The following is a 20863-nucleotide window of genomic DNA, read 5'->3' as shown; positions in this document are numbered from 1 at the left end:
TGCGGACGGGTTCGAAAACCACCTCCGAGCTGGCGCTTTCACCCGATAGGCCGGTGTTCCTGGCCGCCCGGAGGTGGTGTCGGGACGCAGTTGGGACGCAAGGAGAGGAACAGACCGACAAAGACGGAGGCGCGGAGACGCGGCACAACTAGTCTGACCTGCAAAAACGTCACTAACGGACACTGATCGGCAAGGACCGCCAAGATCCCCAAAGGACTCATAATCCGCCGGCCGTGGGTTCGAGTCCCACCCGCCCCACCATGCACCCCTGTGAACTGCGGAAACGTCTCATCTGGGGTGCGCATTCAGGGCGTTGGCCCACGGGGCTGAATCCGCTGCTCGTGAGTTCGATTCCGTTGCCGTCAGCGTTAGTTGAGGTCCCTCTGACCTGCGCGGACGTATCGGCCCACGGCTGGAGGATGGCGTCGTGGGTGGGCTGTGCGAGCGTCTGGACGTCGAATTCTGGACGCTGGCTGGACGCGAGGATCCGGAAGTGGTGTCGTCCGGTGACTCCTGGGTGTCGGGAGACGGCCCAGGCCACAGTGGGCTGACCGCCAGGCGGCCAGGTCGGTCAGAAGCTCGGTGCCCGTCGGTACCGCGCGAGCATTACTGCCTGAGGTCGATCGTGCGGACCGGCTGCCCTGTCGTGCGGGCGACGGTTTCGAAGTCGCGGTCGTAGTGGAGCAGAGTGAGTCCCGTTTCTTCCGCGGCTGCGGCCACCAGGAGGTCCACGGGGCCCGCGCTGCGGTGTTCTCCCTTGGCGGTCAACTCTTCCTGGATGACGCGGGAGCGGCGGTAGACGCCGTCGGGCATGGGGCACCAGGCGTAGTGGGCGTCGAGTGCCGACTTCAAGCGGGCGCGGTCCGTGGCCGAACGGGCCGAGTAGAGGACTTCCAGTTCGGTGAGGTCGCAGATCGCGACGAGGCCGGCGGCGATCCTGTCGTCCCATTCGGCCGTGTTATGGCGGAGGAGGACGCGGGCGAGGGCGGAGGTGTCGATGAGGTAGTCGGCGACTGTCACTCGTGCGCTCCCGCGCCGCGGTCATCGTCCCCCGCGCCCGCGCCCGCGCTCGTGGAGCGGTATGCGCTTTTGTCCAGCAGTAGGTCGATGTCCAGAGCGCCTTCGGCCACAAGTTCGCGGGCCTCGTCGAGTGCTCGCAAACGCCGGTAGCGGGCCGTGACTTCCCGCAGCGCGGTGTTGATGGTGTCGCGTTTGGTAGAGGTGCCGAGCTCTCTGGCAGCTGCTTCCAGTGCCTCGTCGTCGAGATCAATGACCGTCCGACTCATGGTCGGCCTCCTCCACTGCGCGTATAAGGCGAAGTGTATCAAGGTACAAGATCTTTTGTATATCCCATGGTGCGGATCCGCAACCGTTTGCATGGAAACGGCCCGTACAGGAACGGTACGAAGGGACACTCGGGGTGCGCGGAGGCGACTGTGGACGTTCACCCCGTTCCGTAACGGGGTGCTCGTCCTTCGGCGCGGGGGGCGGGGGCAAGCCCAGCCCGCGCGGGGCCGACGCGAGGTCCGTGCCGTCCCCAGAGTGTGGATGCCGGAGCTGTCCCCGTGTGCATGGGACCGATGAGCGAGAGTTGTGGACAGGGTTTGTTCTTGGCCGTTGTCCAATGCCAAGTGCCCGTTGTGAGACCTCCGTCGTCGATCCCCAACCGGCATTCAGTTCAGGGTCTGACCGGCGTACAAGGCGCCGAGGGCTGCGGCGAGGGTGCCGAGCAGGAGGCGTAGGACCCGTTCGGGCAGGCGAGGTTGAAGGCGTGCGCCAAGGTAGCCGCCGATCAGTCCGCCGGTGCCGCAGGCGAGCCCGAGCCACCAGTCGGGGGCCACGTCCCCGGTGCTCACGAGCGACAGCAGTGCGTAGGCGGCGGCGCCGACGAGGGAGGTGGCGAAGGTGGCGGCGAGCGCGGCCGGGGCGACGCGGGCGACGGGCAGGCCGCGCCCGACGAGGATCGGGCCGAGGAGGGAGCCGCCGCCGATGCCGTAGATGCCGCCGATCACTCCGACTGTCAGGGCGAGGCCGGTGAGGGTACGTGGGGGCAGCTCGCCCGCGTGCGGCGGGCGATGGCGTGCCGGGGCGAGGGTTCGCAGGCACAGCCACAGGCCGAGCGGCAGCAGCAGGGTGGCGATCAGGAGCCGGAAGACGTCCGGGCCGGGGAGGGCGAAGACACGGATGGCGGCGCCGAGTACGACGCCGGGCAGCGTGCCCAGCACCAGGCGCCGCGTGAGGTCGCCGCGCAGGGCGCCGTCGTGGCGGTAGCGCCACAGGGCGCCGGGTCCGGCGACGACGTTGAACAACAGGTTGGTCGGCGTGACGGCTGGGTTGGGCACGCCGAAGACGCTCAGCTGGACCGGGAGGAGGAACACCGCGCCGGACACGCCGACGGGGGCGGTCACGGTCGCGATCAGCAGGCCGGCGGCCAGCCCGCCCGGCACTGTCCAGTCCACCGTTGCCCCCGCTCGTCGCTCGCCCGGTCAGTATCAGTGCGTCGGGCGGCCATGTGGCCCTCCTGCAACACGATGTTCATGGGCAGCAGGTGCAGCCGGGCCGGCAGCCGCACGCGTCCGCGTCGTTGTGCGACGCGGCGGGCGCGGGGGTGGCTGTCGGGGTGCAGCAGCCTTTGCCCTGCCAGGCGTCGCGTCCTTCCTTGACGGCGATGGCGGCGATGACCAGGGCAGCGATGGGGTCGGCCCAGGACCAGCCGAGGGTGGCGTTGAGGATCAGGCCGGCCAGGAGTACGGCCGAGAGGTAGGTGCACAGCAGGGTCTGCTTGGAGTCGGCGACCGCGGAGGCGGAGCCGAGTTCGCGTCCGGTACGCCGCTGGGCGGCGGACAGGAACGGCATCACCGCCAGGGAGAGGGCGGCCAGGACGATGCCGGGCAGGGAGCGTTCGGCCTCGCCGGTGCCGGTGAGGGCGCGGACGGCGTCGGCGGTGACGTAGGCGGCGAGCAGGAAGAACGACACCGAGATGATCCGCAGGGTGGTCTTCTCGCGGGCTTCGCGTACGGCGTGCTCGCGGGCGGAGAACTGCCAGGCGACCGCGGCGGCGGAGGATACCTCGATGACGGAGTCCAGGCCGAAGCCGATCAGCGCGGTGGAGGAGGCGATCGTGCCGGCGGTGAGGGCGACGGCCGCCTCGATGACGTTGTAGGTGATCGTCGCGGTGACCAGCAGACGTATGCGGCGGGTGAGCGTCTCGCGGCGGGCCGGGGAGGGCCCGAGGGATATCGCGGTCATCAGCAACAGCCCTTCGACTCCGCATCCGGGCAGGTCTTGTCCGCCTCCACCGCGACCACTGCGGCGCGCAGATCGTCGAGGGCGTGACCGAGGCGTTCGTCGGCGAGTTCGTAGCGGGTGCGGCGGCCGTCGGGCGCGGTGATGACCAGGCCGCAGTCGCGCAGGCAGGCCAGGTGGTTGGAGAGCCGGGTGCGGGAGATGCCGAGCTGGTCGGCGAGGTCGGCCGGGTAGGCGGGGGCCTGGCGCAGGGCGAGCAGGATGCGGCAGCGGATGGGATCGGCGAGCGCGCGGCCGAAGCGGGCCAGCACGTCGATGTCGGAGGCAACGGTCAGCACACCATGACAGTACAGTGAATCCTGAATTCAAGAAACAGTGGACTATGGTGGCGTTCATGACGGACGACAGGCAGGACCTGGCCGACGCGCAGCAGATGCACTGGCAGGAGACGTACACCGCGCATCCCGGCATGTACGGGGAGGAGCCCTCGACTGCGGCCGTGCACGCCGTCGGCGTCTTCCGTGCCGCCGGGGCCCGTGACGTTGTCGAGCTCGGGGCCGGCCATGGCCGCGACGCTTTGTACTTCGCCCGCGAGGGCTTCAGCGTCCAGGCCACCGACTTCTCCGCCACCGGCCTCGACCAGCTGCGGGCCGCTGCCCGACAGCAGGGGGTGGCCGATCGTGTGACCGCCGTCGTGCACGACGTCCGCGACCCGCTGCCTCTGCCGGACGCCTCGGTGGACGCGGTGTTCGCGCACATGCTGCTGTGCATGGCCCTGTCGACGAAGGAGATCCACGCTCTTGTCGGGGAGGTCGGCCGGGTGCTGCGGCCCGGCGGCGCCTTCGTCTACACCGTCCGTCACACCGGCGACGCTCACTACGGCACCGGTGCCGCTCACGGTGACCACATCTACGAGCACGGCGGCTTCGCCGTGCACTTCTTCGACCGGGCCCTGGTCGACGCTCTCGCCGGCGGCTGGACCCTGAACGAGGTACACGCCTTCGAAGAGGGCGATCTGCCGCGCCGGCTGTGGCGCATCACTCAGACCCTGCCTCGGTGAAGGCGCGGGATCAGGCGCAGGCGCCCATCACGCGGTACATGCCGATCGAGTCGTGCGTGGCGGTGTCGGCGAAGCCGAACTTCTCGTAGAGGACGCGTGCGGGGCCGTCCGCGATCAGTGAGACGTAGGCGGTCGCGGGCGCCCGGCGCTCCAGTTCCTCGGTGAGCGCGACCATGATGCGCCTGCCGAGGCCGCGGCCCTGATGGGCGGGGTGTACGCACACGTCGACGATCTGGAACGCGGTACCGCCGTCACCAATGATCCGCCCCATGCCGATGGGCTTCCCCTCGTGGTGGAGGACCACCCCGTGCCAGGTGTTGGGCAGAGCGAGCGCCACCGCTTCTGGGGCCTTGTCCGAGAGGCCGGCATCGGTGCGCAGGCGGCGGAAGACTGTCACGGAAGGCACGCCCTCGCTCAACTCGTACGGGTCGTCCAAGCTGTCCACTTCCGATCGTGCGATGTGTGCGGCAACGGCCTGCCGCGGTGCTCGTCTCGTTGGTCAGTGTCCGGTTCCGGCGTGGTCGCCGTGGTCGCTGAGCTGTGCTTCGAACCAGTCGTGCAGGGCGTCCACCAGCGAGGGCTCTTCGGTGGTGTAGGTGAGGGTGGCCCCGTCGGGCCGTTCCCGGTAGCGGACTTCGATGCGTTTGTAGCCCTCTTCCAGAATCGCAAGGCCCGGCATGCTGTCGCCGTGGATCTGGGCGGGGTCGCCGAAGTCTCCCTGGCCGAACGCCTTGGCCTCCTGCTGGAGGTGGGTGCGTATGAGGTCGATCTGTTTGGCGTCGTCGGGCTGGTCGGCGACGACATCCTGGACCCCGCCCGTCTCGGCGGGGGTGAAGAGGTGGGTGGTCTCTTCGAGGTCGAAGGGCATCACGGTCCGGCCGCGTTCGGCGACCGCCTCCTGCCGGCGGGTCTGCCCGTTGTCGCGCTCTTGATGTGTGCCGCTGATCAGGAGGGCTATGCCCAGTGCCGCGCCAACACCTGCCGCGGTGATGCCAGTTGTCAGCAGCCGACGCTTGCGGTGATTCATCCAGTGCCTCCGTGAGCCTGTCGAGGGCGTGCGGTACGCCGGCTCCGTTGTGGGATCGATGTAGTGCGGTGACCAACAGGGCGCATCGGGCTGGTCATCGGCTTGGGCTTACTGGTGCTTGGCGGGGATCAGCCACAGAGCGATGACGGCGGAGGCCGCGGCCAGGCCGGTGGCGACGAGGAACGCGTTGTCGAAGCCGGAGGCCGTCTGGGTGCCGGTGTGGGCGGCGATGCTTGTGGCGGCGGCGCTGGAGACGGCCGCGGCGCCGGCCGAGGCGCCGAACTCGTGGAAGGTGCTGACGATGCCCGACGTCACGCCGGCCTCGTGGGGGGCCACGGTGGTGAGTGCGGTGGCGGAGGCGACGACGAACAAGGCGCCCAGTCCCGCCGCGGCGATGCTCACGCCGGTGACCATCGCCGTGGTTCCGGACCACAGCACCGGAACGAGGAACCCGGCGGCTGCGACAGCCAGGCCGAGCACAGCCAGCAGCCGTGCTCCCAGACGGCCGATCACGCGGCCGGCGGCTGCGGCGGCGGCCATGGTCAGCAGCGCCACCGGCAGGAACAGCACGCCGGTCATCAGGGCACCGTGGCCCTGGCGGTTCTGGAGGTAGAAGGAGCCCAGGAAGAAGGCCCCCACCATCAGTGCCGTGGTGACAGCGATCACGAAGGTGCCCGCCACCACCGGGCGTCGGCCGAGCAGACGCAGGTCCATCAGCGGTGCCGCCGCCCGGCGTTGCCAGAGGGCGAAAACCGCGTAGGCGGCTGCCGCGGCGGCGACCAGGACAACGGTGACGATGTCGAGCCAGCCGTGGTCACCGGCACGGATCAGGGCGTAGATGAGGGCGCCGGTCGCGGCAGCGACCAGGATGGCGCCGGGTATGTCGAGGGAGCCGGTGCCCGCTCGGGGCAGACTCGGCAGGATCCGGGCGAGCGAGACGAGGACGACCAGGCCGACGGGGACGTTGACGAAGAAGACCCAGGCCCAGCCCGGACCTGCCGTGATCAGCCCGCCCAGCAGCACGCCGAGCGCGGCGCCCCCGCCGCCGAGCGCCGACCAGATGCCCAGCGCACGGTTGCGCTCGTCCCCATCGAACAGCCGCACCACCACCGACAGCGCGGCGGGCGAGAGCATCGCGGCACCCGCCCCCTGGGCGATTCGAGCGGCGAGCAGCAGCGGGGCGCCGGTGGCGAGTCCGGCGGCCAGTGACGCAGCGGTGAACACGGCGAGCCCGGCCAGGACGACCCGCTTGGGACCGAACAGGTCCGCGGCCCGCCCGCCGAGCAGCATCAGACTCCCGAACGTGAGGGCGTATCCGCTGACCACCCAGGTCAGCGCCGCGCGGTCCAGGTCCAGTTCCACGCCCATGTCAGGCAGTGCGATCGCGACCACGGTGATGTCGAGGATCAGCATCAGCTGGGCCAGCCCCAGCAGCGCCAGGACCGTCCAGCGCAGCGGATGCGGTGCATCCGGTGCGCGTGTGGTGGTGGTTTCCGTGTCGCTCATGACGCTCACCCCTCGTCGTTAAGTCGTACAGGTGCGTTCACGTTATACGCCCGGGGGGTATAAGCCAAACAGGCCTGTACGACTTAGTGGGGTACCGTGGGTGTATGGGCAGCAAGAACTCCACAGCCACCAAGCGCGCCGACGCCCTGCGCAGCATCGAGGCGATCGTGCAGGCCGCCGCCGAATGCCTCGGACGCAACCCCGAGGCGAGCCTGAGCGAGATCGCCCGGGCTGCGGGCGTGGGCCGGGTGACGCTGTATGCGCACTTCGCCTCCCGGGCGGAGGTCGTCGACGCGGCGATGAGCCGCGCCATCAACCGGGGCAACGAGGCGCTGGACACGGTTGACCTGGCCGGTGATCCGCTGCTCGCCCTGGCCCGGTACATCGAGGCGGGCTGGCACCTGGTGGACGAGGCACGGGCGCTGCTCGCCGCCGCGCAGCGGGAACTCTCCGCCGGACGCATCCGCGAACTCCATGCCGGGCCCGCCGCCCGGGTCGAGGCGCTGGTCGCCCGCGGCCGCGCCGAGGGAGCCTTCCGTACCGACCTGCCGATCGCCTGGATGGTCAGTGTCCTGCACACGGTCATGCACAGTGCGGCAGAGGAGATCCGCGCCGGCCGTCTCACCTCCGACCGCGCCGCCGACCACATCACGGCCACGGTCCTCGCCGCCTTCACGCCCCCGGGCACACCGGTACCCGAGACCGGCGGCGGGGCCCGCACGTAACCCGAAGCGAAGAGCTGCGAACCTTGGAGAGTCCGCGGTTACCAGGCCAGGCTTCTGTCCCGGTGACTTGACCGCTCGACGTACACGGGGGTGGGCCTCCCTCCGCGCATCACTCCCAATGGTGGCTCGCTCGCGGTCCGGGCGACTGCCTTGGGGGCCGATGTAGAGACCCAGGGGCCGTACAGGGGCCGGGGCGGCGCGGGCGTCGGCCCCGCAGGGTCGTCGGCGGCCTATTTCCGAAGAGCCTTTGTGGCCCCGGCACTTGAGCTGCTCACCGCCCGGCAGGTGGCCGAAGCGATGCTGCACGGAGGCGTGGAGGCCCACACCGCGCCCGGCTGCCCGCGCGGCTGCCTGCTGGTGCAGTCCGCGCTGGCCGTCGGCCCGGAAAGCGAACCGGTCCGCCGCGACCTGGCCGAACGCCGCGAGGCCGGAGTAGCCGCCCTGCGGAGTTCGAACAAGCCCAGGCCGAGGGCGACCTGCCACTCACCGCCGACCCGGAAACCCTCGCCCGCTATGTGCACACTGTCGGGCAGGGCCTCGCCGTACAGGCCGCCGGCGGCGCCAACCGAGAGGACATGCACCGCGTCGCCGACCAGGCCCTCGGTGCATGGCCGAGCGCCAGAATTGCACCGCGAGGATCGTCGCCGACTTCGGTGATGAGACCTACGTCCTCGGCTGATCCGATCGACGCGCTGCGGGCGAGTTCGAGGCGCACTCCCGAGCTGGGGCGATCGTCTCGGAAGCTGGTTGGGCTTGTCCTTCCAGGACGCGTTCGGGACGCAGGTTGGACACAAGGATCGGAAAAGACTGACAAGGGCTGAGAAGGGGCGAGGTGCCAAACTCCTTCTGAGCTGGGAAAACGGCCAAGATGAGCAGTGATCGACAAGGGCCGCCAAGATCCTCAAAGGACTCATAATCCGTCGGCCGTGGGTTCGAGTCCCACCCGCCCCACCGTGCACCCCTGTGACCTGCGGAGACGTCTCATCTGGGGTGCGCATTCAGGGCGTTGGCCCACGGGGCTGAATCCGCTGCTCGTGAGTTCGATTCCGTTGCCGTCAGCGTTAGTTGAGGTCCCTCTGACCTGCGCGGACGTATCGGCCCACGGCTGGAGGATGGCGTCGTGGGTGGGCTGTGCGAGCGTCTGGACGTCGAATTCTGGACGCTGGCCGGACACGAAGGTCCAGAAACGCTGCCCGGTGACCTCGGGTGTCGGGAGATGACCCAAGTCACCTAGGACTGACCGCCAGGCGGCCCGGGCCGCTCAGAGGCTTGGTGCTCGTAGGTGCCGCGCGAGCTCTACTGCCTGAGGTTGATCGTGCGGACCGGCTGCCCGGTTGTACGGGCGATGGTTTCGAAGTCGCGGTCGTAGTGGACCAGGGTGAGTCCCGCTTCTTCTGCTGCGGCGGCCACCAGAAGATCGACGGGTCCTGCGCTGCGGTGTTCTCCCTTGGCGGTCAGTTGTTCCTGGACACCCTGCCGGGAGACCACGGCGGACTCTCGGCAGGAGCCTACGGGCCTCTTGGCCCGCCCTGGGACTCTTACTCAGCCCTTTCACGCCTGGAAGGGGCGCTCGCGTCCACGATCAGCCCGGGCCGTCAGACCCTGGCATCCCGGCCTCAACCGGTGGCCACCGGTTCGGGGCTGGCCGCGCGCCGCAGGGGTCCCAGATCTCCGTACAGGGCGGCGTTGGGGGGCGAGATCGCGGGCCCGCTCCTCGCTCGGCACGGGCGTGCAGCATGACGGGCGACAGTGCTTGTCACCGAGTTTGGACAGCACTTGGTCATCACAGGGCAAGAACACGTCGATGAGAACTGACACGGGTCATGGGCGCTCTGCGGCGCGACGCTTGAGGATCTCCGAAACCTCCACCGCAGTTCGGTTGATCCACCAGACTTGCTCTTGTTTCGCAATGGAGAAGGGACGGCAAGCATGGCGAACAGCGCGCTTCTGGTGATGGACGTCCAACGGGACGTCGTGGCCATCGCCGACGACGGTTCCGGGTATCTGCCGCGTTTGCGCAGAGCGATCGACGGTGCCCGGGCTGCCGGCATCTCCGTGATCTACGTGGTGATGGGGTTACGGCCGGGCGATCCGGAAGTCAGCCCTCGCAACAAGGTGATGGCAAACGTCGTACGGGCCGGCCTGTTCACCGAGGGCGCGCCTGGCACCGAGATTCATGACGACGTTGCGCCCCTGCAGGGCGACGTGGTGGTTACCAAGAGGCGGGGGAGCGCGTTCTCGGGCAGCGACCTCGACCTGGTACTGAGGGCTCGAAATATCGACAGCCTCGTTCTCACCGGCATCGCCACCAGCGCTGTAGTGCTGTCCACCCTGTGGCGCGCCATCGACCTGGACTTCGGCCTCACCGTCCTGGCGGATGCCTGCCTGGACATCGACCCCGAGGTGCACCGGATGCTCATCGAGAAGCTGTTCCCGCAGTGGGCAGATGTCGTCGCCGTAGAGGACTGGCTCAAAGCCATAGCACCGCGCTAGCGGGAGGCCGTTCGGACCCTCGTGTGCGGGGCAGGACAGCATCGCCTCTCACCGTCCTGGTTCGGGTGCTCGGGGGCCCCGGTCACGAAGCGTTGGTTACCGGCCAGCAGCAGGTCAAAGGCTTCCGAGGGCGTCGGAGTCTGGATCTCGCTCATGCTCGCAGCCTACGAGCCGGCACCAGCCGTCGCACCGCCCGGTCGCCTCGCTCGTCTCCGGATCGGGCGACCCTGGCGGATTGGGCATCATCCCCAGGTGCCGGGCCAGAGCGGCCTCGGCTCGGTTCCTCAGCGCGCGCCGCACCTGTCCCGCCCCGTGCGGCCCGCCGGCGGCGCACGCCGGACAGCTGGCCTGGCCTTCCTGGTCCGCAGCCCTCGGCTCGTCTGCCACACCCGCACAACGAGGACGGCACTGCGCGCGCTGTGCGGCCGATCGAGGGACGTGCGGCGATGCGGTTCCTGCGTGCGGCAAGCGCCTTCCGCTGCTTGGCCGGGTCGCCACCGAACGCCCAGGGTCACTGTCCGGGAGTGGCCCGTCCCGTCCCTGACGCTTGTGAGGCGTCGGTGAGGTCGGCGCCGGTGGCGGCGTCCCGCTCGAAGTGGTTGGTGCCGTGCCAGTCCAGGCACATGGCGGTCGCGTCGTCCTGCAGGTGGCCCTCGTTGGCGTCGACGATCGCCGCGATGAGGGTGCGGGCGGCCTCGCGGGGATGCAGCGGGCGGGTGCGCACGATCAGGTCGGACAGGTTGAGGCTGCCTGCGTTGTGTTCCAGCATGCCGTCGGTCAGCATCACCAGCCGGTCGCCCGGACGCAGGTCCAGCGACTGGATCCGGTAGCTGTGAGGGGCGTCGAAGCCGAACGGCAGATCGACAGTCGGAGTGATCTCCCGCACCGTCCCGTCCCGTATCCGCAGCGGCCAGGGGTGCCCGGCGTTGACGAACTCGGTCGCGCCGTCGATCAGGCTGATACGCAGGAGCTGGCCGGTGACGTAGCCCTTGTGGCCGTGCTCGCGCATCGCCTGGTCGGCCTGGCGGGCCTGTTCGGCGAGATCGGCACCGGCCCGCCGCGCCCGGCGCAGGGCGCCCACCGCGAGGGTGGCCAGCAGCGCGGCCTCGACATCGTGACCCATGGCATCGGTGACCGAGAGCTGGACCGTGTCCCGGTCGATCGCGTAGTCGAAGGTGTCACCCCCGACGTGTCGGCCGGCTCCAGCGCCCCGGCCACCGCGAACTGCGCCGCCTCACACGCCGGCGACGCCGGAAGCAGCCGGTGCTGGATCTCCGCGGCGAGACTCAGGGGCTTGGTCCGGCGTCCCCACTGGTATACGTCGGTGAAGGACCGGTTCGCGATGACGATGTACGCCAGCGCGTGCGCGGTCTCGCCGATCTCCCGCATCACCTCCGCGTCGGGCGCCGCCGGCAGGAACAGTTCAAGGAGCCCTATGGCGTCCCCCCGGTTGGTCACCGGGGCCACGATCCGCACCAGAGCGCCCTCGCCCTCGTCCTGCATGCCCGGCCGCTGGGTACGGATCACATCGTCGTACAGGGTGCCCCGCAGCGTGATCCGCCGGGCGGGTTCGTCGGTGTCAACGCTGCCCGCTGCCCCCAGCCGCACAACCGAACTGCCGGTGAAGTCGGTGATCAAAAACGACACCGACACCGCTCCGAGGCGCTCCTGGAGCAGGCGAGCGACCACATCGAGCGACTCCACCGGCGCCGCGGCCTCCGCCGCCTCCAACGTCCCCGCCAACGTCATCGCCCTGCCCCGGCCATTCCCGCCCCCGGGAAGTCGAGAGACCTGCCCGCCATCCGACCCTCCTGCAGTCACAGTGATTTCTCCATTGCTCGATGACGCTCAGGACTTCGCCCGGAAAGACGCGGGAGATCAGTACCGATTCCGGTACCCGGACAGGTCACAATGCACCACCGGGCCCGACTTCTGCCCTCAAACACCGCTACTGGGTGGCTGCGAGGAGGATGGCCGTGTAGTGCGCGGTGAAGGCGGCGATGGTCAGGGCGTGAAAGACCTCGTGGAAGCCGAACCAGGCCGGGGAGGGGTCCGGGCGTTTGAGTCCGTAGACGACGGCGCCCCCGGTGTAGAGCAGACCGCCGGCGATGACGAGGACGACGACGCCGGCACCGCCGGAGCGCGCGAAGTCGGGCAGATTGAAGACGGCCACCCAGCCCAACGCGATGTAACACGGCGTGTACAACCAGCGGGGAGCCCCGATCCACAGGACGCGGAAGGCCATCCCGGCCAGCGCACCCGCCCACACCACCGTCAGCAGCACCCTCTGCTGACCTTCGCGCAGCAGCAGTACCGCCAGTGGTGTGTAGGTGCCCGCGATGATCAGGAAGATGTTCGCGTGGTCCAGCCGCCGCAGAACCGCCTCCCCGCGCGGACCCCACGTTCCACGGTGGTAGACCGCGCTGGTACCGAACAGCAGGCAGGCCGACACCGCGTACACCGCGCAGGCCGCCACCGCCGCGCCCGTACGCGAAACGGCGATCAAAACGACGCCGCCGACCAGCGCCAGGGGGAAGACGCCGGCGTGCAGCCAGCCGCGCATCCTCGGCTTCAGCACAGCCGCCGCCCGCTCCACCCCGCCTTCCGGGCCGGGTGCGGCAGTCTGACGGCCTGGTGCGCCGGGAGACGCATCCATCGCCGGGACACACAGGGTGCCGGGCGGATCGCCCGGGCCGGGCTGGGGCTCCCGTCCGTGGGACGGCGGCTCAGTGCCTTCGGCGATCATGCGCTCATATTCTTGAAAGGGCGGAAGCGTGCGGTCGGGCGCGGCACCACGGATCGCGTATCAGGTGGCGGCTGTGTGCAGGGCTGCATTGCGGTGGTGTTCGGCATTGATGCGCTGGGCTTCCTCGAGCTGGTCCTCGAGGACGATGATGCGGCACGCGGCCTCGATCGGAGTCCCCTGGTCGACGAGTTCCCGGGCACGGGCGGCGATGCGCAGCTGGTAGCGGGAGTAGCGGCGGTGTCCGCCTGCGGAGCGCAGCGGGGTGATGAGCCGGTGTTCGCCGATGGCGCGCAGGAAGCCCGGTGTGGTGCCGAGCATCTCGGCGGCCCGGCCCATGGTGTAGGCGGGGTAATCGTCGTCGTCGAGACGGCCGTACGAGTCGTCTGCTGTCATCTGGCCTCTCTGGAACGCGTGGAGGGCCCTGGCGCCGCACGGCGCCAGGGCCCGAAGGAACTGCTACACCATCTGCCGGCCCTACTACTGCGCCGGCCTTCTGTCACCGCACACCCGGCCCAACTGCTGCCGGGAATGCTGGGATCGCGGTTGCTCGACCGGAGACCACCTCGCTATCGATGTCCTGCGGTACCCGGACTCGAGACTTCGCCCGGGCGATCCTGATGGCGCCCAATTCCTCCGTTCATTTCCCTCAATACTGGTACTGCTCTACTGCGTACTGCTGACCTGCTCCGTGGCCTGTCACAGCGCCACTCTTCGGCAGCCGGCCCCGTCGCCCGTCCTGCATCTGCTCTGGCTCAGAACCCCACTGCCGAACCTCCCGGTGCGCGCGTCCGCAGCCGACGCCTTCACCGAGGTACCGCTCACTGACTGCACTACTGGGTACTGCTCACGGCGGCCCCTGATCACTGCGGGCCACCCGGTCCGGTCGTCAGCCCCGTCACCGTCCTGCAACCTTGGCTCCGGAACTCCACCACCGCACCGTTCTGCGAACTGCAACTACGTACTCCTGCCGGGCAGTTCGTGTCTGCCAGGCCCTGCTGTCTCTCTGAGCTACGAGAGAAACCATAGCCACACCACCACCCAATGTCTACTTCAGTCAACACAGATTTTCTGCGTGCCTGACGGAGAGGTGGCGGCTGTCGCGGCGATAGGAGCATCCCGGCGAAGCGACCGACGACACGCAGTCGGCCGTCCTGGGTGCGGGGTCGCCGCTGGAGCGGGGACTGGGTGAACGCCCCTGTCCTGCCTCCCGGGAATGAGTAACTCGCACGACAGGCGGTGCCGCACTCTGCGAGCCGACACGTGCCGAATTCCTGTACTCGGCGACCAGCCCGTTTCACCGAGATGAGCTGGCCGAGGAACTGGACGCGCTCTGTCTGCTCTCCCCGGTTCCGAAGAACGCCTGGCGGTGGGTCGACATCGCCCAGTACAAACTGACCCAGAGGGGCCGGTATCGGGTGGCGGGAGCGACCGACCTGTTGGTGTGTGCGACAGCGGTACACCATGGGCACACCGTCCTCCACGTGGACAATGACTTCGCGACGGTGGCCGGAGTCCTCAAGGAAGTCCAGCAGCGAGACGCACGAGCCTGATCTCCGGAGGCGGGAACACAACCAGATCATCGCAACAGCGATGGACCGTGAGGACCCTGCTCATGCCCGGCTTGGCTGCCGACGCGGTCAACGCCTCCGACTGATGTGACTGAATGAGTCCGCTCTGCGCGCGCCCACGGGTTCATGGACGTGGCTGGGCGAGCGTGACGACCGCGAGGGTGAGGGTTCGTAGCACAGGACGCCGGAGGTCCCGGGGCCCCTCTCGATGCGGGCGGCCGCGGTCGGAATGGAGCACAGCTCAGGATGACCGCCGTTCCGGTGCTGTTGCGACCGACTGACGTCATCGACGGGCCGCGCGCGCTTCCCGGGGACTCATGCCGTAGGCCGCTTTGAAGGCGTGGCTGAAGTGGGCCGGGTCCGGGAAACCCCAGCGCCCGCCAATGGCGGCGACCGGAAGGTGGTCCAGGGCCGGATCGTCGAGATCCTGCAGGCATCGGGCGAGCCGCTGCTCCCGAATCCAGCCCGAGACGGTGTGTCCCTGTTCGGCCAGCAACTTGTACAGGTAGCGGCGGGATATGCGGTGGGCAGCCGCTATCCCCTCGGGGGTCAGTCCGGGGTCGGTGAGCCGCTGCTCCATGTACCTGAGTATGCGCCAGGCGAGCATGTCCGGGCCGTCGTCCTCGGCTGCCCGGTCCACGTCGGCGCGCTCCGCGAGCAGGGTGCCGATCAGGTCGACCACGTTGCCGGCGAGCCGGGGCGTGCCACGGGACTCGAGGTGCTCCACCTCCTGAGCCAGCCCGTACAGGAAGGGCAGTACCACCTGGCCAAGCCCGTCGTGGCGTGACACGGAAGTCGCCGTCACCCGCGTCAGATCACGTTCCGCCATCTTCAGCATGGCCGTCGGGAACATCAGCACCAGGCCGCTGTGGCGCTGTTCGAGCTCGTAGGTGAAGGGACGGCGAGTGTCGTAGAGCACCAGTTCGCCCGGCCCCACCCGGGCCTGACGGTCCCTCTGGGTGAGCACGCCCTGCCCGGTGAGCTGCAGAGTGAGCTGGACGACGTCCGGCGCGTCGGAGCCGATGTGCCGACGGGTACGGGCAATGGTGTGCGGTTCGGCGGTGATGACGGACAGCTGTACCTGGCCGATCCGCGCGGCGTGCAGTGACGCGTGGAAGTCGGCGCTCCCGCCCGGCAGGACATCCAGGGGTGCCAGGTTCTGGCTGACGGCGTCGCGCCAGCACTCCAGTCTCTCGGCGGCTGAGCCATCGCTCGGTGTCGTTATCCGGGGCATGCGGCTCCTCCTGGCGCATCCGACCCCCGTGGAGACGTGCTCGAACGTCCCTCCTCCTGGCAGGTGGATTTTAGGCCGGTCCAGGCGATCCGCAACCGGTCCGCGCGACGGATCCTTCGACCGCCGCCGACGCCCGGGAGCTGTGCTCGGCGGAGCAAGTTGCCCGTGCTCCCGGATACAAGCGGGACATGTGCCTCTCCCCACATCATTCGGGCAGTGACGAGGAGGCATCGGCCGGGGTCCGTGCAGGACGAGCACGACACGACCCCGTCAGCAGGTCCGCCGGAACATCACTGCCGCACCGGCGGCGGGAGCGTTCCGGCGGACCTGGCAGCCCCTTCTCGTCGAGCCGTTGAGGCAACCACTCATCAGCCGCACCAGGTCCCCCCGGACCGCAACGACCATCGAGGACCGATCGTGACGACATTGCTCGAGCCGACCCCGTCAACGGACCGGACAACCGAGGACAGCGTGCTCGGCCGCGTCCGGGCCCATCTGCCTGAGATCGCGGCGCGATCCGCCGAGGCCGAGGCGGCCCGTGCGCTTTCCGCGGAGGTCATCACCGCGCTGCGCGAGGCCGGCGTCTTCAGGATGAGCCTGCCCAGGGCGTGGGGCGGTGAACAACTCGATCTGGTGGAGAGCGCCCAGGTGGTCCGGGAGATCTCGCGGGCCGACGGCTCGACCGGCTGGACTGTCCAGGCGGCCTCGATGGCCTGGTATTTCGTGCGTTCGTTGCCCCGGGAGACGCTGGAGAGAGAGGTCTTCGGCAACGGCGCCGACCTGATGCTCCGTGGCGCGATCGCCCCGAAGGGCAAGGCGACCCCGGTGGAAGGGGGCTACCGGATCAGTGGCCGCTGGCCGCTGGCCAGCGGCTCGTTCACGCCGGACTGGGTGCTCGCCGGCTTCGTGGTCGAGGGCGCGCCCCCGATGCCGGACGGGCGGCCCGACATGCGCGTCGCGCTGGTCCGCCCCGAGCAGGTGACCTTCCTCGACACCTGGGAGGCAGTGGGCCTGCGGGCCACGCAGAGCACCGACTTCACCATGGACGACGTCGTCGTGCCCGAGCACTTCACGGGCCCTCTGGTTGGCGACAACAGCATCCCCGCGCCGCTCTACCACCTGCCGTACACCCCCACCGGTGCTTCCCACGACGCCGTCATCATCGGCTGCCTGGAGGGTGCGCTGGACGACCTCGCCGAACTGGCCGCCACCAAGCGGCCGGCGTTCAACCCCGGGGTGGTCATCGGTGCGGATCCGGTGTTCCAGGAGAAGTTCGCCGAGCTGCACCTGCGCACGGCGGCCCTCAACGCCCTGCTGGAGCAGACTGCGCGCACCGTCATGGACCGGGCACTCGCGGGCGAGGAGCCCACCTCGACCGAGTGGTTCGGCTACGCCGGCGGCCACCAGCACATCCACCACGAGGGCATCCGGATTCTCAACGAGATCATGACCCTGTCGGGCAGCTCGGGGCTCTACAGCACCAACCCCATGCAGCGTCGCTGGCGCGACGTTCGCTGTGTCTCCCAGCACGTGGCCGGCAACAACGGCTCGCTGCGGCGCCTGGGCGCGGTCCTGTCCGGTCAGGAGGACGACCGATGAGCCCGCTCGTCACGACGCCGACGGATCCCGCAGTGCTGCGTCGGGCCTTCGGCTGCTTTCCCTCCGGCGTGACAGCCGTGTGCTCCCTGGACGCCGGTACGCCGGTAGGGATGGCCGCGAGCACCTTCACCCCGGTCTCACTCGCGCCTGCGCTGGTCTCCGTCTGCGTCCAGGACACCTCGACGACCTGGCCGAAACTGCGGAGGCAGAGCCACCTGGGCCTGAGCGTCCTCGCCGAGGACCAGGACACGGTCTGCCGTTCACTGGCGGCCAAGGACGGGGACCGGTTCACGGGCGTTGACTGGACGGCGGGTGACGACGGCAGCGTGTACATCCACGGTGCCAACCTCTGGCTGGACTGCTCGCTCTACGCCGAGATCCCTGGAGGGGACCACACGATCGTCCTGCTGGAGATCCACGGCCTGAGGGCTGAACCCGATCGGGCGCCCCTGGTCTTCCACGGCAGCCGGTTTCGGCGCCTGGCTTCCTGATGCCGTCGTCAAGGGCGTGTCGGTGACCGGTGAGGTGTGGTAGCACCGTCGGCCACTGATCAGGGCCCACAGGACGCTGCTGTGTCGACGGGTGAGGGCGAGTCGCGTACCGGACGTGCTTTTCGCCATGCGACGGCCATGGGCACCAGCCGACAATGGATCGTCAACTTCGCCTGAACGGCCTGAATCCGCTGCTCATGGGTTTGGAGTCCGGCGGTGGTCGGCGGAGCTGTAACTGATCTGACCTGCGGCGGAGAGGTTGATCGAGGTTTCCGCTCGCCATCCGGGCGACTGCCCTGAGGGTCGATACCAAGACCCAGGGGCCGTGCAGTGGCTGGGACGCCGCGGCCGTGTCCGGGCGACGGTGTCTCCGGGCCGATTCCGTTGTCCCGTTTGCTGGTTCCGCGGCATGGGACGCCGTCCACCGCGCGGACGGTCCAGTGCCGGGCCGGCACTGGAGGTGGCGCGGATGCCGGTGCGTCAGGCAGACAGGACCGGGGCGAGGGAACGGCCCCCGAGAGGAAACGGCCCCATGGACGGCCCACCACGTTCATCAGGGCTGTAGCCGGAGCCGGAGCCGGAGCCGGAGCCGGAGCCGGAGCCGGAGCCGGAGCGGGGGTCGGGCAGGTGGGGTTGGAGGCCGGCGCCGAGGTAGCCGCCGATGAGACCGCCGAGGCCGCAGGCCAGGCCGAGCCACCAGTTCGGTGCGATGGGCCCGGTGCTCACCAGCGCGAGTGCGGTGTACACGGCTGCGGACTGGTGAAGGTCGCGGCGGACGTGGCCGGTGCGGTGAGGGCCAGGGCCAGGGCCAGGCCGCGGGTGGCGAGGATCGGCGCGAGCAAGGAGCCGCCGCCGATCCCGTAGATGCCGCCCACCACCCCGACGCACAGCGCCACAGCAGCAAGCGCAGTGGGGGACGGTGCGGCGGCTTCGGCCGGTGGCCGGGTGGCGGGTGCGGGTGCACAACCACAGTCCGAGCGGTCCGAGTAGGGCTGCGATCAGCAGCCGGAAGACGTCGTCGCGCCCGAGCGCAGGGGGTGGACAAGGCTGCGTGCAGCTCCGGGTGCCGAGTGGACACCTCTTCCCGTACGGGTGCCGCGCCGCAGGTGAGATGTTGGCGTGGTGCGGGCGGCGCGCTCCACAGTGTCCGTGTCCACGCCGGTCAGCGCGCCGTCCTGGTGTCCCCTTCGTGCTCCACGCCCAGGAGCGTGAGGGCGTTGTTGATGCCCTGATCGAGGACTTGATCGGCGAGCTGCGGGTCGGCGAGGGCTCGTGCGAGCTGGAGCGTGCCGGCCATCATGGCGTATGCGCTGAGTGCCATGGGGCGGACCGAGAGCGGGTCGCCCGGCGCCAGGCGGGCGGCGATGCCGTCGGCGACCACCAGCACGCCCTCGGTGTAGGCCTGCTTGGTCGGGTGTGTGCAGCGCCCTATCTCGTCGAGCAGGGCGGCGGAGGGGCAGCCGACGTCACGGCTGTCACGGTGCCAGGGGGACAGGTACCAGCGCACGATCTGTTCGAGGCCGGCGCGGCCTGGTTCCGCGTGCGTGACGATGGTCGCGTTCTGGGCCTCCAGTTGGTCGGCGATCGTGGTGGCGACCAGGTCGTCCTTGGACGTGAAGTGGGTGTAGAAGGCGCCGTTGGTCAGCCCGGCGTCCTTCATGAGCGCCGTGATGCCGGAGCCGTCGATGCCGTCCTCCTTGAACCGGCGGCCCGCCGTCTCGATGATCCTCTGCCTGGTGGCCTGCTTGTGCTCTCTCCTGTATCGCACCGCACACTCCTCTACGTGCCGGGTGGGCCACTCGCCCTCCAGCGGCTCCTCCAATGTATTGTATTGCGAACGTAATTCAATAGCCGCGGATTCCGGCGCCCGCGCGGCCGAGGCGGGGTCGCCACCCCCCTCGGCCCCCGCCGTACTGGACGGCTTGCGCTGTAGGTCACTCCCCTTGCGTGCCCGAGTCACCCCTGCTTAGTATTATGAGTGTAATTCAATCGCCTCGCGGCTCGGCGCAGTGGATTCCGAGGTGATCGGAGCGAGCCGATGATCGAGCGATCCGAGCGGATAGTCGGCCTGATCCACAACCCGGGCTCGCTCCGTCGAGCGCCGGCCAAGGGCAGCGACCCTACAGACCCGCGAGAACGGACCGGCACCCGCCAACAAGAGAAGGACGTCATGAGCACCTATCTGGCAGACAAGGCCGAGAACCTCACCGTGGAGGGGCCCTCCGCGACCTTCACCTACCGGCGCATGGGTCCGCAGGGCGGCGTCCCGCTGGTCCTGCTGCAGCGTTTCCGGGCGACCATCGACTGGTGGGACCCGGAGTTCCTGGACTACCTGGCCGCCGACCACGACGTGATCGTCTTCGACAACGTCGGCGTCGGTTACACCACCGGCGAGGCGCGCGACTCCCTCGACGGATTCGCCGAGGGCGCCGCCGAGTTCATCGAGGCCCTCGGCCTCACGCAGGCCGACGTGCTCGGCTGGTCCCTGGGCGGCTTCGTGGCCCAGCGCCTCGCCGCGCGTCGCCCGGAGCTGGTGCGCAAGATCATCGTGGCGGGCAGCGGCCCGACCGGCTGGGTGCCCGGTGCGCCGGAGGCGAGTGAGAAGGTCCTGGGCATCATGGCCAAGCCCGACGCCGACCTGGAGGACACGCTGTTCCTGTTCTACCCGGAGACGGACGCGGCCCGCGCCTCGGGGCACGAGCACTTCGCCCACGTCGCGACCCGGCTCGCCGCCGGCGGCCCTGCGGTCTCCGAGACGGCGGCGCAGGGCATGCTCGCCGCGATCGGCCAGCTCCTGGCAGCCCCCTTCGAGGAGGTCAAGGCCGAACTGGAGTCCATCAAGCACCCCGTCCTGTACGCCAACGGTCTGCACGACGTGATGGTCCCCGCCCACGCGTCCTACGTCGCCGTCCAGCACCTGGCCGATGCCACCCTCCTCCTCTACGGCGACGCCGGCCACGCCTTCCTCTTCCAGCATGCCAAGGCCTTCACCAAGCAGGTGGCCGACTTCCTCGCCGCCTGAAGACGCCGACCGCGCCGCCGATTCCCGCACCCGGGCGGCGACCCATCGTGCAAGTGCCGCCGGCCAGCCGGGGGGGGGCACGAGGCCCCTGGGGGTCGGGGAGCGCCCGGGAGCCCGGGCAGTGGGGGGGGAGGCGCCGGGGCTCC

General features: G+C 69.5%; 20 protein-coding genes and 4 pseudogenes. 7 read left to right on the top strand and 17 right to left on the bottom strand.

All coding sequences use genetic code 11. The annotated features are described in order from the left end of the window. Nucleotides 1–606: 606 nt before the first annotated feature. The 5 genes from AB0D34_RS39420 to AB0D34_RS39400 form a co-directional block, all read right to left on the bottom strand. The gene (locus AB0D34_RS39420) at nucleotides 607–1020 is read right to left on the bottom strand and encodes a PIN domain nuclease (RefSeq protein ID WP_362671041.1); all 414 of its coding nucleotides are present in this window, start codon (nucleotides 1018–1020) and stop codon (nucleotides 607–609) included. After that, the gene (locus AB0D34_RS39415) at nucleotides 1017–1286 is read right to left on the bottom strand and encodes a type II toxin-antitoxin system VapB family antitoxin (protein ID WP_362671038.1); all 270 of its coding nucleotides are present in this window, start codon (nucleotides 1284–1286) and stop codon (nucleotides 1017–1019) included. The genes AB0D34_RS39420 and AB0D34_RS39415 overlap by 4 nt, the downstream gene beginning before the upstream one ends. A 387-nt stretch (nucleotides 1287–1673) precedes the next feature. Continuing rightward, nucleotides 1674–2459 carry a sulfite exporter TauE/SafE family protein gene (locus AB0D34_RS39410; protein ID WP_362671036.1) on the bottom strand — a complete coding sequence of 262 codons (786 nt, stop codon included), beginning with the start codon at nucleotides 2457–2459 and terminating at the stop codon, nucleotides 1674–1676. A 76-nt stretch (nucleotides 2460–2535) separates the two neighbouring features. Next, nucleotides 2536–3249 carry a cation transporter gene (locus AB0D34_RS39405; protein ID WP_362671034.1) on the bottom strand — a complete coding sequence of 238 codons (714 nt, stop codon included), beginning with the start codon at nucleotides 3247–3249 and terminating at the stop codon, nucleotides 2536–2538. Next, nucleotides 3249–3584 carry a metalloregulator ArsR/SmtB family transcription factor gene (locus AB0D34_RS39400; RefSeq protein WP_059205556.1) on the bottom strand — a complete coding sequence of 112 codons (336 nt, stop codon included), beginning with the start codon at nucleotides 3582–3584 and terminating at the stop codon, nucleotides 3249–3251. The genes AB0D34_RS39405 and AB0D34_RS39400 overlap by 1 nt, the downstream gene beginning before the upstream one ends. A gap of 56 nt (nucleotides 3585–3640) precedes the next feature. Here AB0D34_RS39400 and AB0D34_RS39395 point away from each other — a divergent pair, with 56 nt between their 5' ends. Then, nucleotides 3641–4306 carry a class I SAM-dependent methyltransferase gene (locus AB0D34_RS39395; RefSeq protein WP_362671032.1) on the top strand — a complete coding sequence of 222 codons (666 nt, stop codon included), beginning with the start codon at nucleotides 3641–3643 and terminating at the stop codon, nucleotides 4304–4306. Between the two features lie 10 nt (nucleotides 4307–4316). On the opposite strand, the gene AB0D34_RS39390 is transcribed toward AB0D34_RS39395, so the two are convergent. The 3 genes from AB0D34_RS39390 to AB0D34_RS39380 all read right to left on the bottom strand — a co-directional run bounded on the left by AB0D34_RS39390 (nucleotide 4317) and on the right by AB0D34_RS39380 (nucleotide 6839). Further along, nucleotides 4317–4751 (bottom strand): GNAT family N-acetyltransferase, encoded by a 435-nt coding sequence (locus AB0D34_RS39390; RefSeq protein WP_362671029.1) that lies wholly within the window; start codon nucleotides 4749–4751, stop codon nucleotides 4317–4319. A gap of 54 nt (nucleotides 4752–4805) precedes the next feature. After that, the gene (locus tag AB0D34_RS39385; protein ID WP_362671027.1) at nucleotides 4806–5333 is read right to left on the bottom strand and encodes an aspartate carbamoyltransferase; all 528 of its coding nucleotides are present in this window, start codon (nucleotides 5331–5333) and stop codon (nucleotides 4806–4808) included. Nucleotides 5334–5441: 108 nt separating this feature from the next. Next, nucleotides 5442–6839 (bottom strand): MFS transporter, encoded by a 1398-nt coding sequence (locus tag AB0D34_RS39380; RefSeq protein ID WP_362671025.1) that lies wholly within the window; start codon nucleotides 6837–6839, stop codon nucleotides 5442–5444. A gap of 104 nt (nucleotides 6840–6943) precedes the next feature. Here AB0D34_RS39380 and AB0D34_RS39375 point away from each other — a divergent pair, with 104 nt between their 5' ends. Then, a complete protein-coding gene (locus tag AB0D34_RS39375; protein WP_362671022.1) occupies nucleotides 6944–7564 on the top strand; it encodes a TetR/AcrR family transcriptional regulator in 621 nt (206 codons plus the stop codon). A 1296-nt stretch (nucleotides 7565–8860) separates the two neighbouring features. Here AB0D34_RS39375 and AB0D34_RS39370 read toward each other — a convergent pair. After that, nucleotides 8861–9034: pseudogene (locus AB0D34_RS39370) on the bottom strand (PIN domain-containing protein); the annotation flags it as partial. Nucleotides 9035–9493: 459 nt separating this feature from the next. Here AB0D34_RS39370 and AB0D34_RS39365 point away from each other — a divergent pair. Next, nucleotides 9494–10057: a cysteine hydrolase gene (locus AB0D34_RS39365; RefSeq protein ID WP_362671019.1), complete on the top strand. Its 564-nt coding sequence runs from the start codon at nucleotides 9494–9496 to the stop codon at nucleotides 10055–10057. A gap of 41 nt (nucleotides 10058–10098) precedes the next feature. Here AB0D34_RS39365 and AB0D34_RS39360 read toward each other — a convergent pair. The 4 genes and pseudogenes from AB0D34_RS39360 to AB0D34_RS39345 form a co-directional block, all read right to left on the bottom strand. Further along, nucleotides 10099–10212 (bottom strand): annotated as a pseudogene (locus AB0D34_RS39360) (carbonic anhydrase); the annotation flags it as partial. Nucleotides 10213–10568: 356 nt separating this feature from the next. Continuing rightward, nucleotides 10569–11806 (bottom strand): annotated as a pseudogene (locus AB0D34_RS39355) (PP2C family protein-serine/threonine phosphatase). A gap of 199 nt (nucleotides 11807–12005) precedes the next feature. Next, complete coding sequence (locus AB0D34_RS39350; RefSeq protein ID WP_362671017.1) at nucleotides 12006–12803, bottom strand: hemolysin III family protein; 798 nt, start codon at nucleotides 12801–12803, stop codon at nucleotides 12006–12008. A gap of 60 nt (nucleotides 12804–12863) precedes the next feature. Continuing rightward, nucleotides 12864–13196: a MerR family transcriptional regulator gene (locus tag AB0D34_RS39345; RefSeq protein WP_362671014.1), complete on the bottom strand. Its 333-nt coding sequence runs from the start codon at nucleotides 13194–13196 to the stop codon at nucleotides 12864–12866. Between the two features lie 851 nt (nucleotides 13197–14047). Between AB0D34_RS39345 and AB0D34_RS39340 the strand changes: the two are divergent. Continuing rightward, a pseudogene (locus AB0D34_RS39340) lies at nucleotides 14048–14353 on the top strand (PIN domain-containing protein); the annotation flags it as partial. 301 nt (nucleotides 14354–14654) lie between these two features. Here the strand turns inward: AB0D34_RS39340 and AB0D34_RS39335 are convergent. Then, nucleotides 14655–15605 carry a helix-turn-helix domain-containing protein gene (locus tag AB0D34_RS39335; RefSeq protein ID WP_362671013.1) on the bottom strand — a complete coding sequence of 317 codons (951 nt, stop codon included), beginning with the start codon at nucleotides 15603–15605 and terminating at the stop codon, nucleotides 14655–14657. A 417-nt stretch (nucleotides 15606–16022) separates the two neighbouring features. Between AB0D34_RS39335 and AB0D34_RS39330 the strand changes: the two genes are divergently transcribed. Further along, nucleotides 16023–17204 (top strand): acyl-CoA dehydrogenase family protein, encoded by a 1182-nt coding sequence (locus tag AB0D34_RS39330; protein WP_362671011.1) that lies wholly within the window; start codon nucleotides 16023–16025, stop codon nucleotides 17202–17204. Then, nucleotides 17201–17695, top strand: a complete 495-nt coding sequence (locus tag AB0D34_RS39325) for a flavin reductase family protein (protein ID WP_362671009.1) — start codon at nucleotides 17201–17203, stop codon at nucleotides 17693–17695. The genes AB0D34_RS39330 and AB0D34_RS39325 overlap by 4 nt, the downstream gene beginning before the upstream one ends. A 480-nt stretch (nucleotides 17696–18175) precedes the next feature. Here AB0D34_RS39325 and AB0D34_RS39320 read toward each other — a convergent pair whose 3' ends face one another. The 3 genes from AB0D34_RS39320 to AB0D34_RS39310 form a co-directional block, all read right to left on the bottom strand. Beyond that, on the bottom strand, nucleotides 18176–18421 hold the full coding sequence (locus AB0D34_RS39320; RefSeq protein ID WP_362671006.1) for a hypothetical protein: 246 nt from the start codon (nucleotides 18419–18421) through the stop codon (nucleotides 18176–18178). Further along, nucleotides 18418–18591, bottom strand: a complete 174-nt coding sequence (locus AB0D34_RS39315) for a hypothetical protein (RefSeq protein ID WP_362671004.1) — start codon at nucleotides 18589–18591, stop codon at nucleotides 18418–18420. Before AB0D34_RS39315 ends, AB0D34_RS39320 begins: the two co-directional genes overlap by 4 nt. 266 nt (nucleotides 18592–18857) lie before the next feature. Then, nucleotides 18858–19463, bottom strand: a complete 606-nt coding sequence (locus AB0D34_RS39310) for a TetR/AcrR family transcriptional regulator (RefSeq protein WP_362671001.1) — start codon at nucleotides 19461–19463, stop codon at nucleotides 18858–18860. A 402-nt stretch (nucleotides 19464–19865) separates the two neighbouring features. Here AB0D34_RS39310 and AB0D34_RS39305 point away from each other — a divergent pair, with 402 nt between their 5' ends. Further along, nucleotides 19866–20717 (top strand): alpha/beta hydrolase, encoded by an 852-nt coding sequence (locus tag AB0D34_RS39305; protein ID WP_362670999.1) that lies wholly within the window; start codon nucleotides 19866–19868, stop codon nucleotides 20715–20717. The last annotated feature ends 146 nt before the right edge of the window (nucleotides 20718–20863 follow it).

This window comes from Streptomyces sp. NPDC048420 (assembly GCF_040651535.1).
In the GTDB taxonomy this organism is placed as follows: domain Bacteria; phylum Actinomycetota; class Actinomycetes; order Streptomycetales; family Streptomycetaceae; genus Streptomyces.
This window is presented reverse-complemented; position numbering and strand designations above follow the sequence as displayed.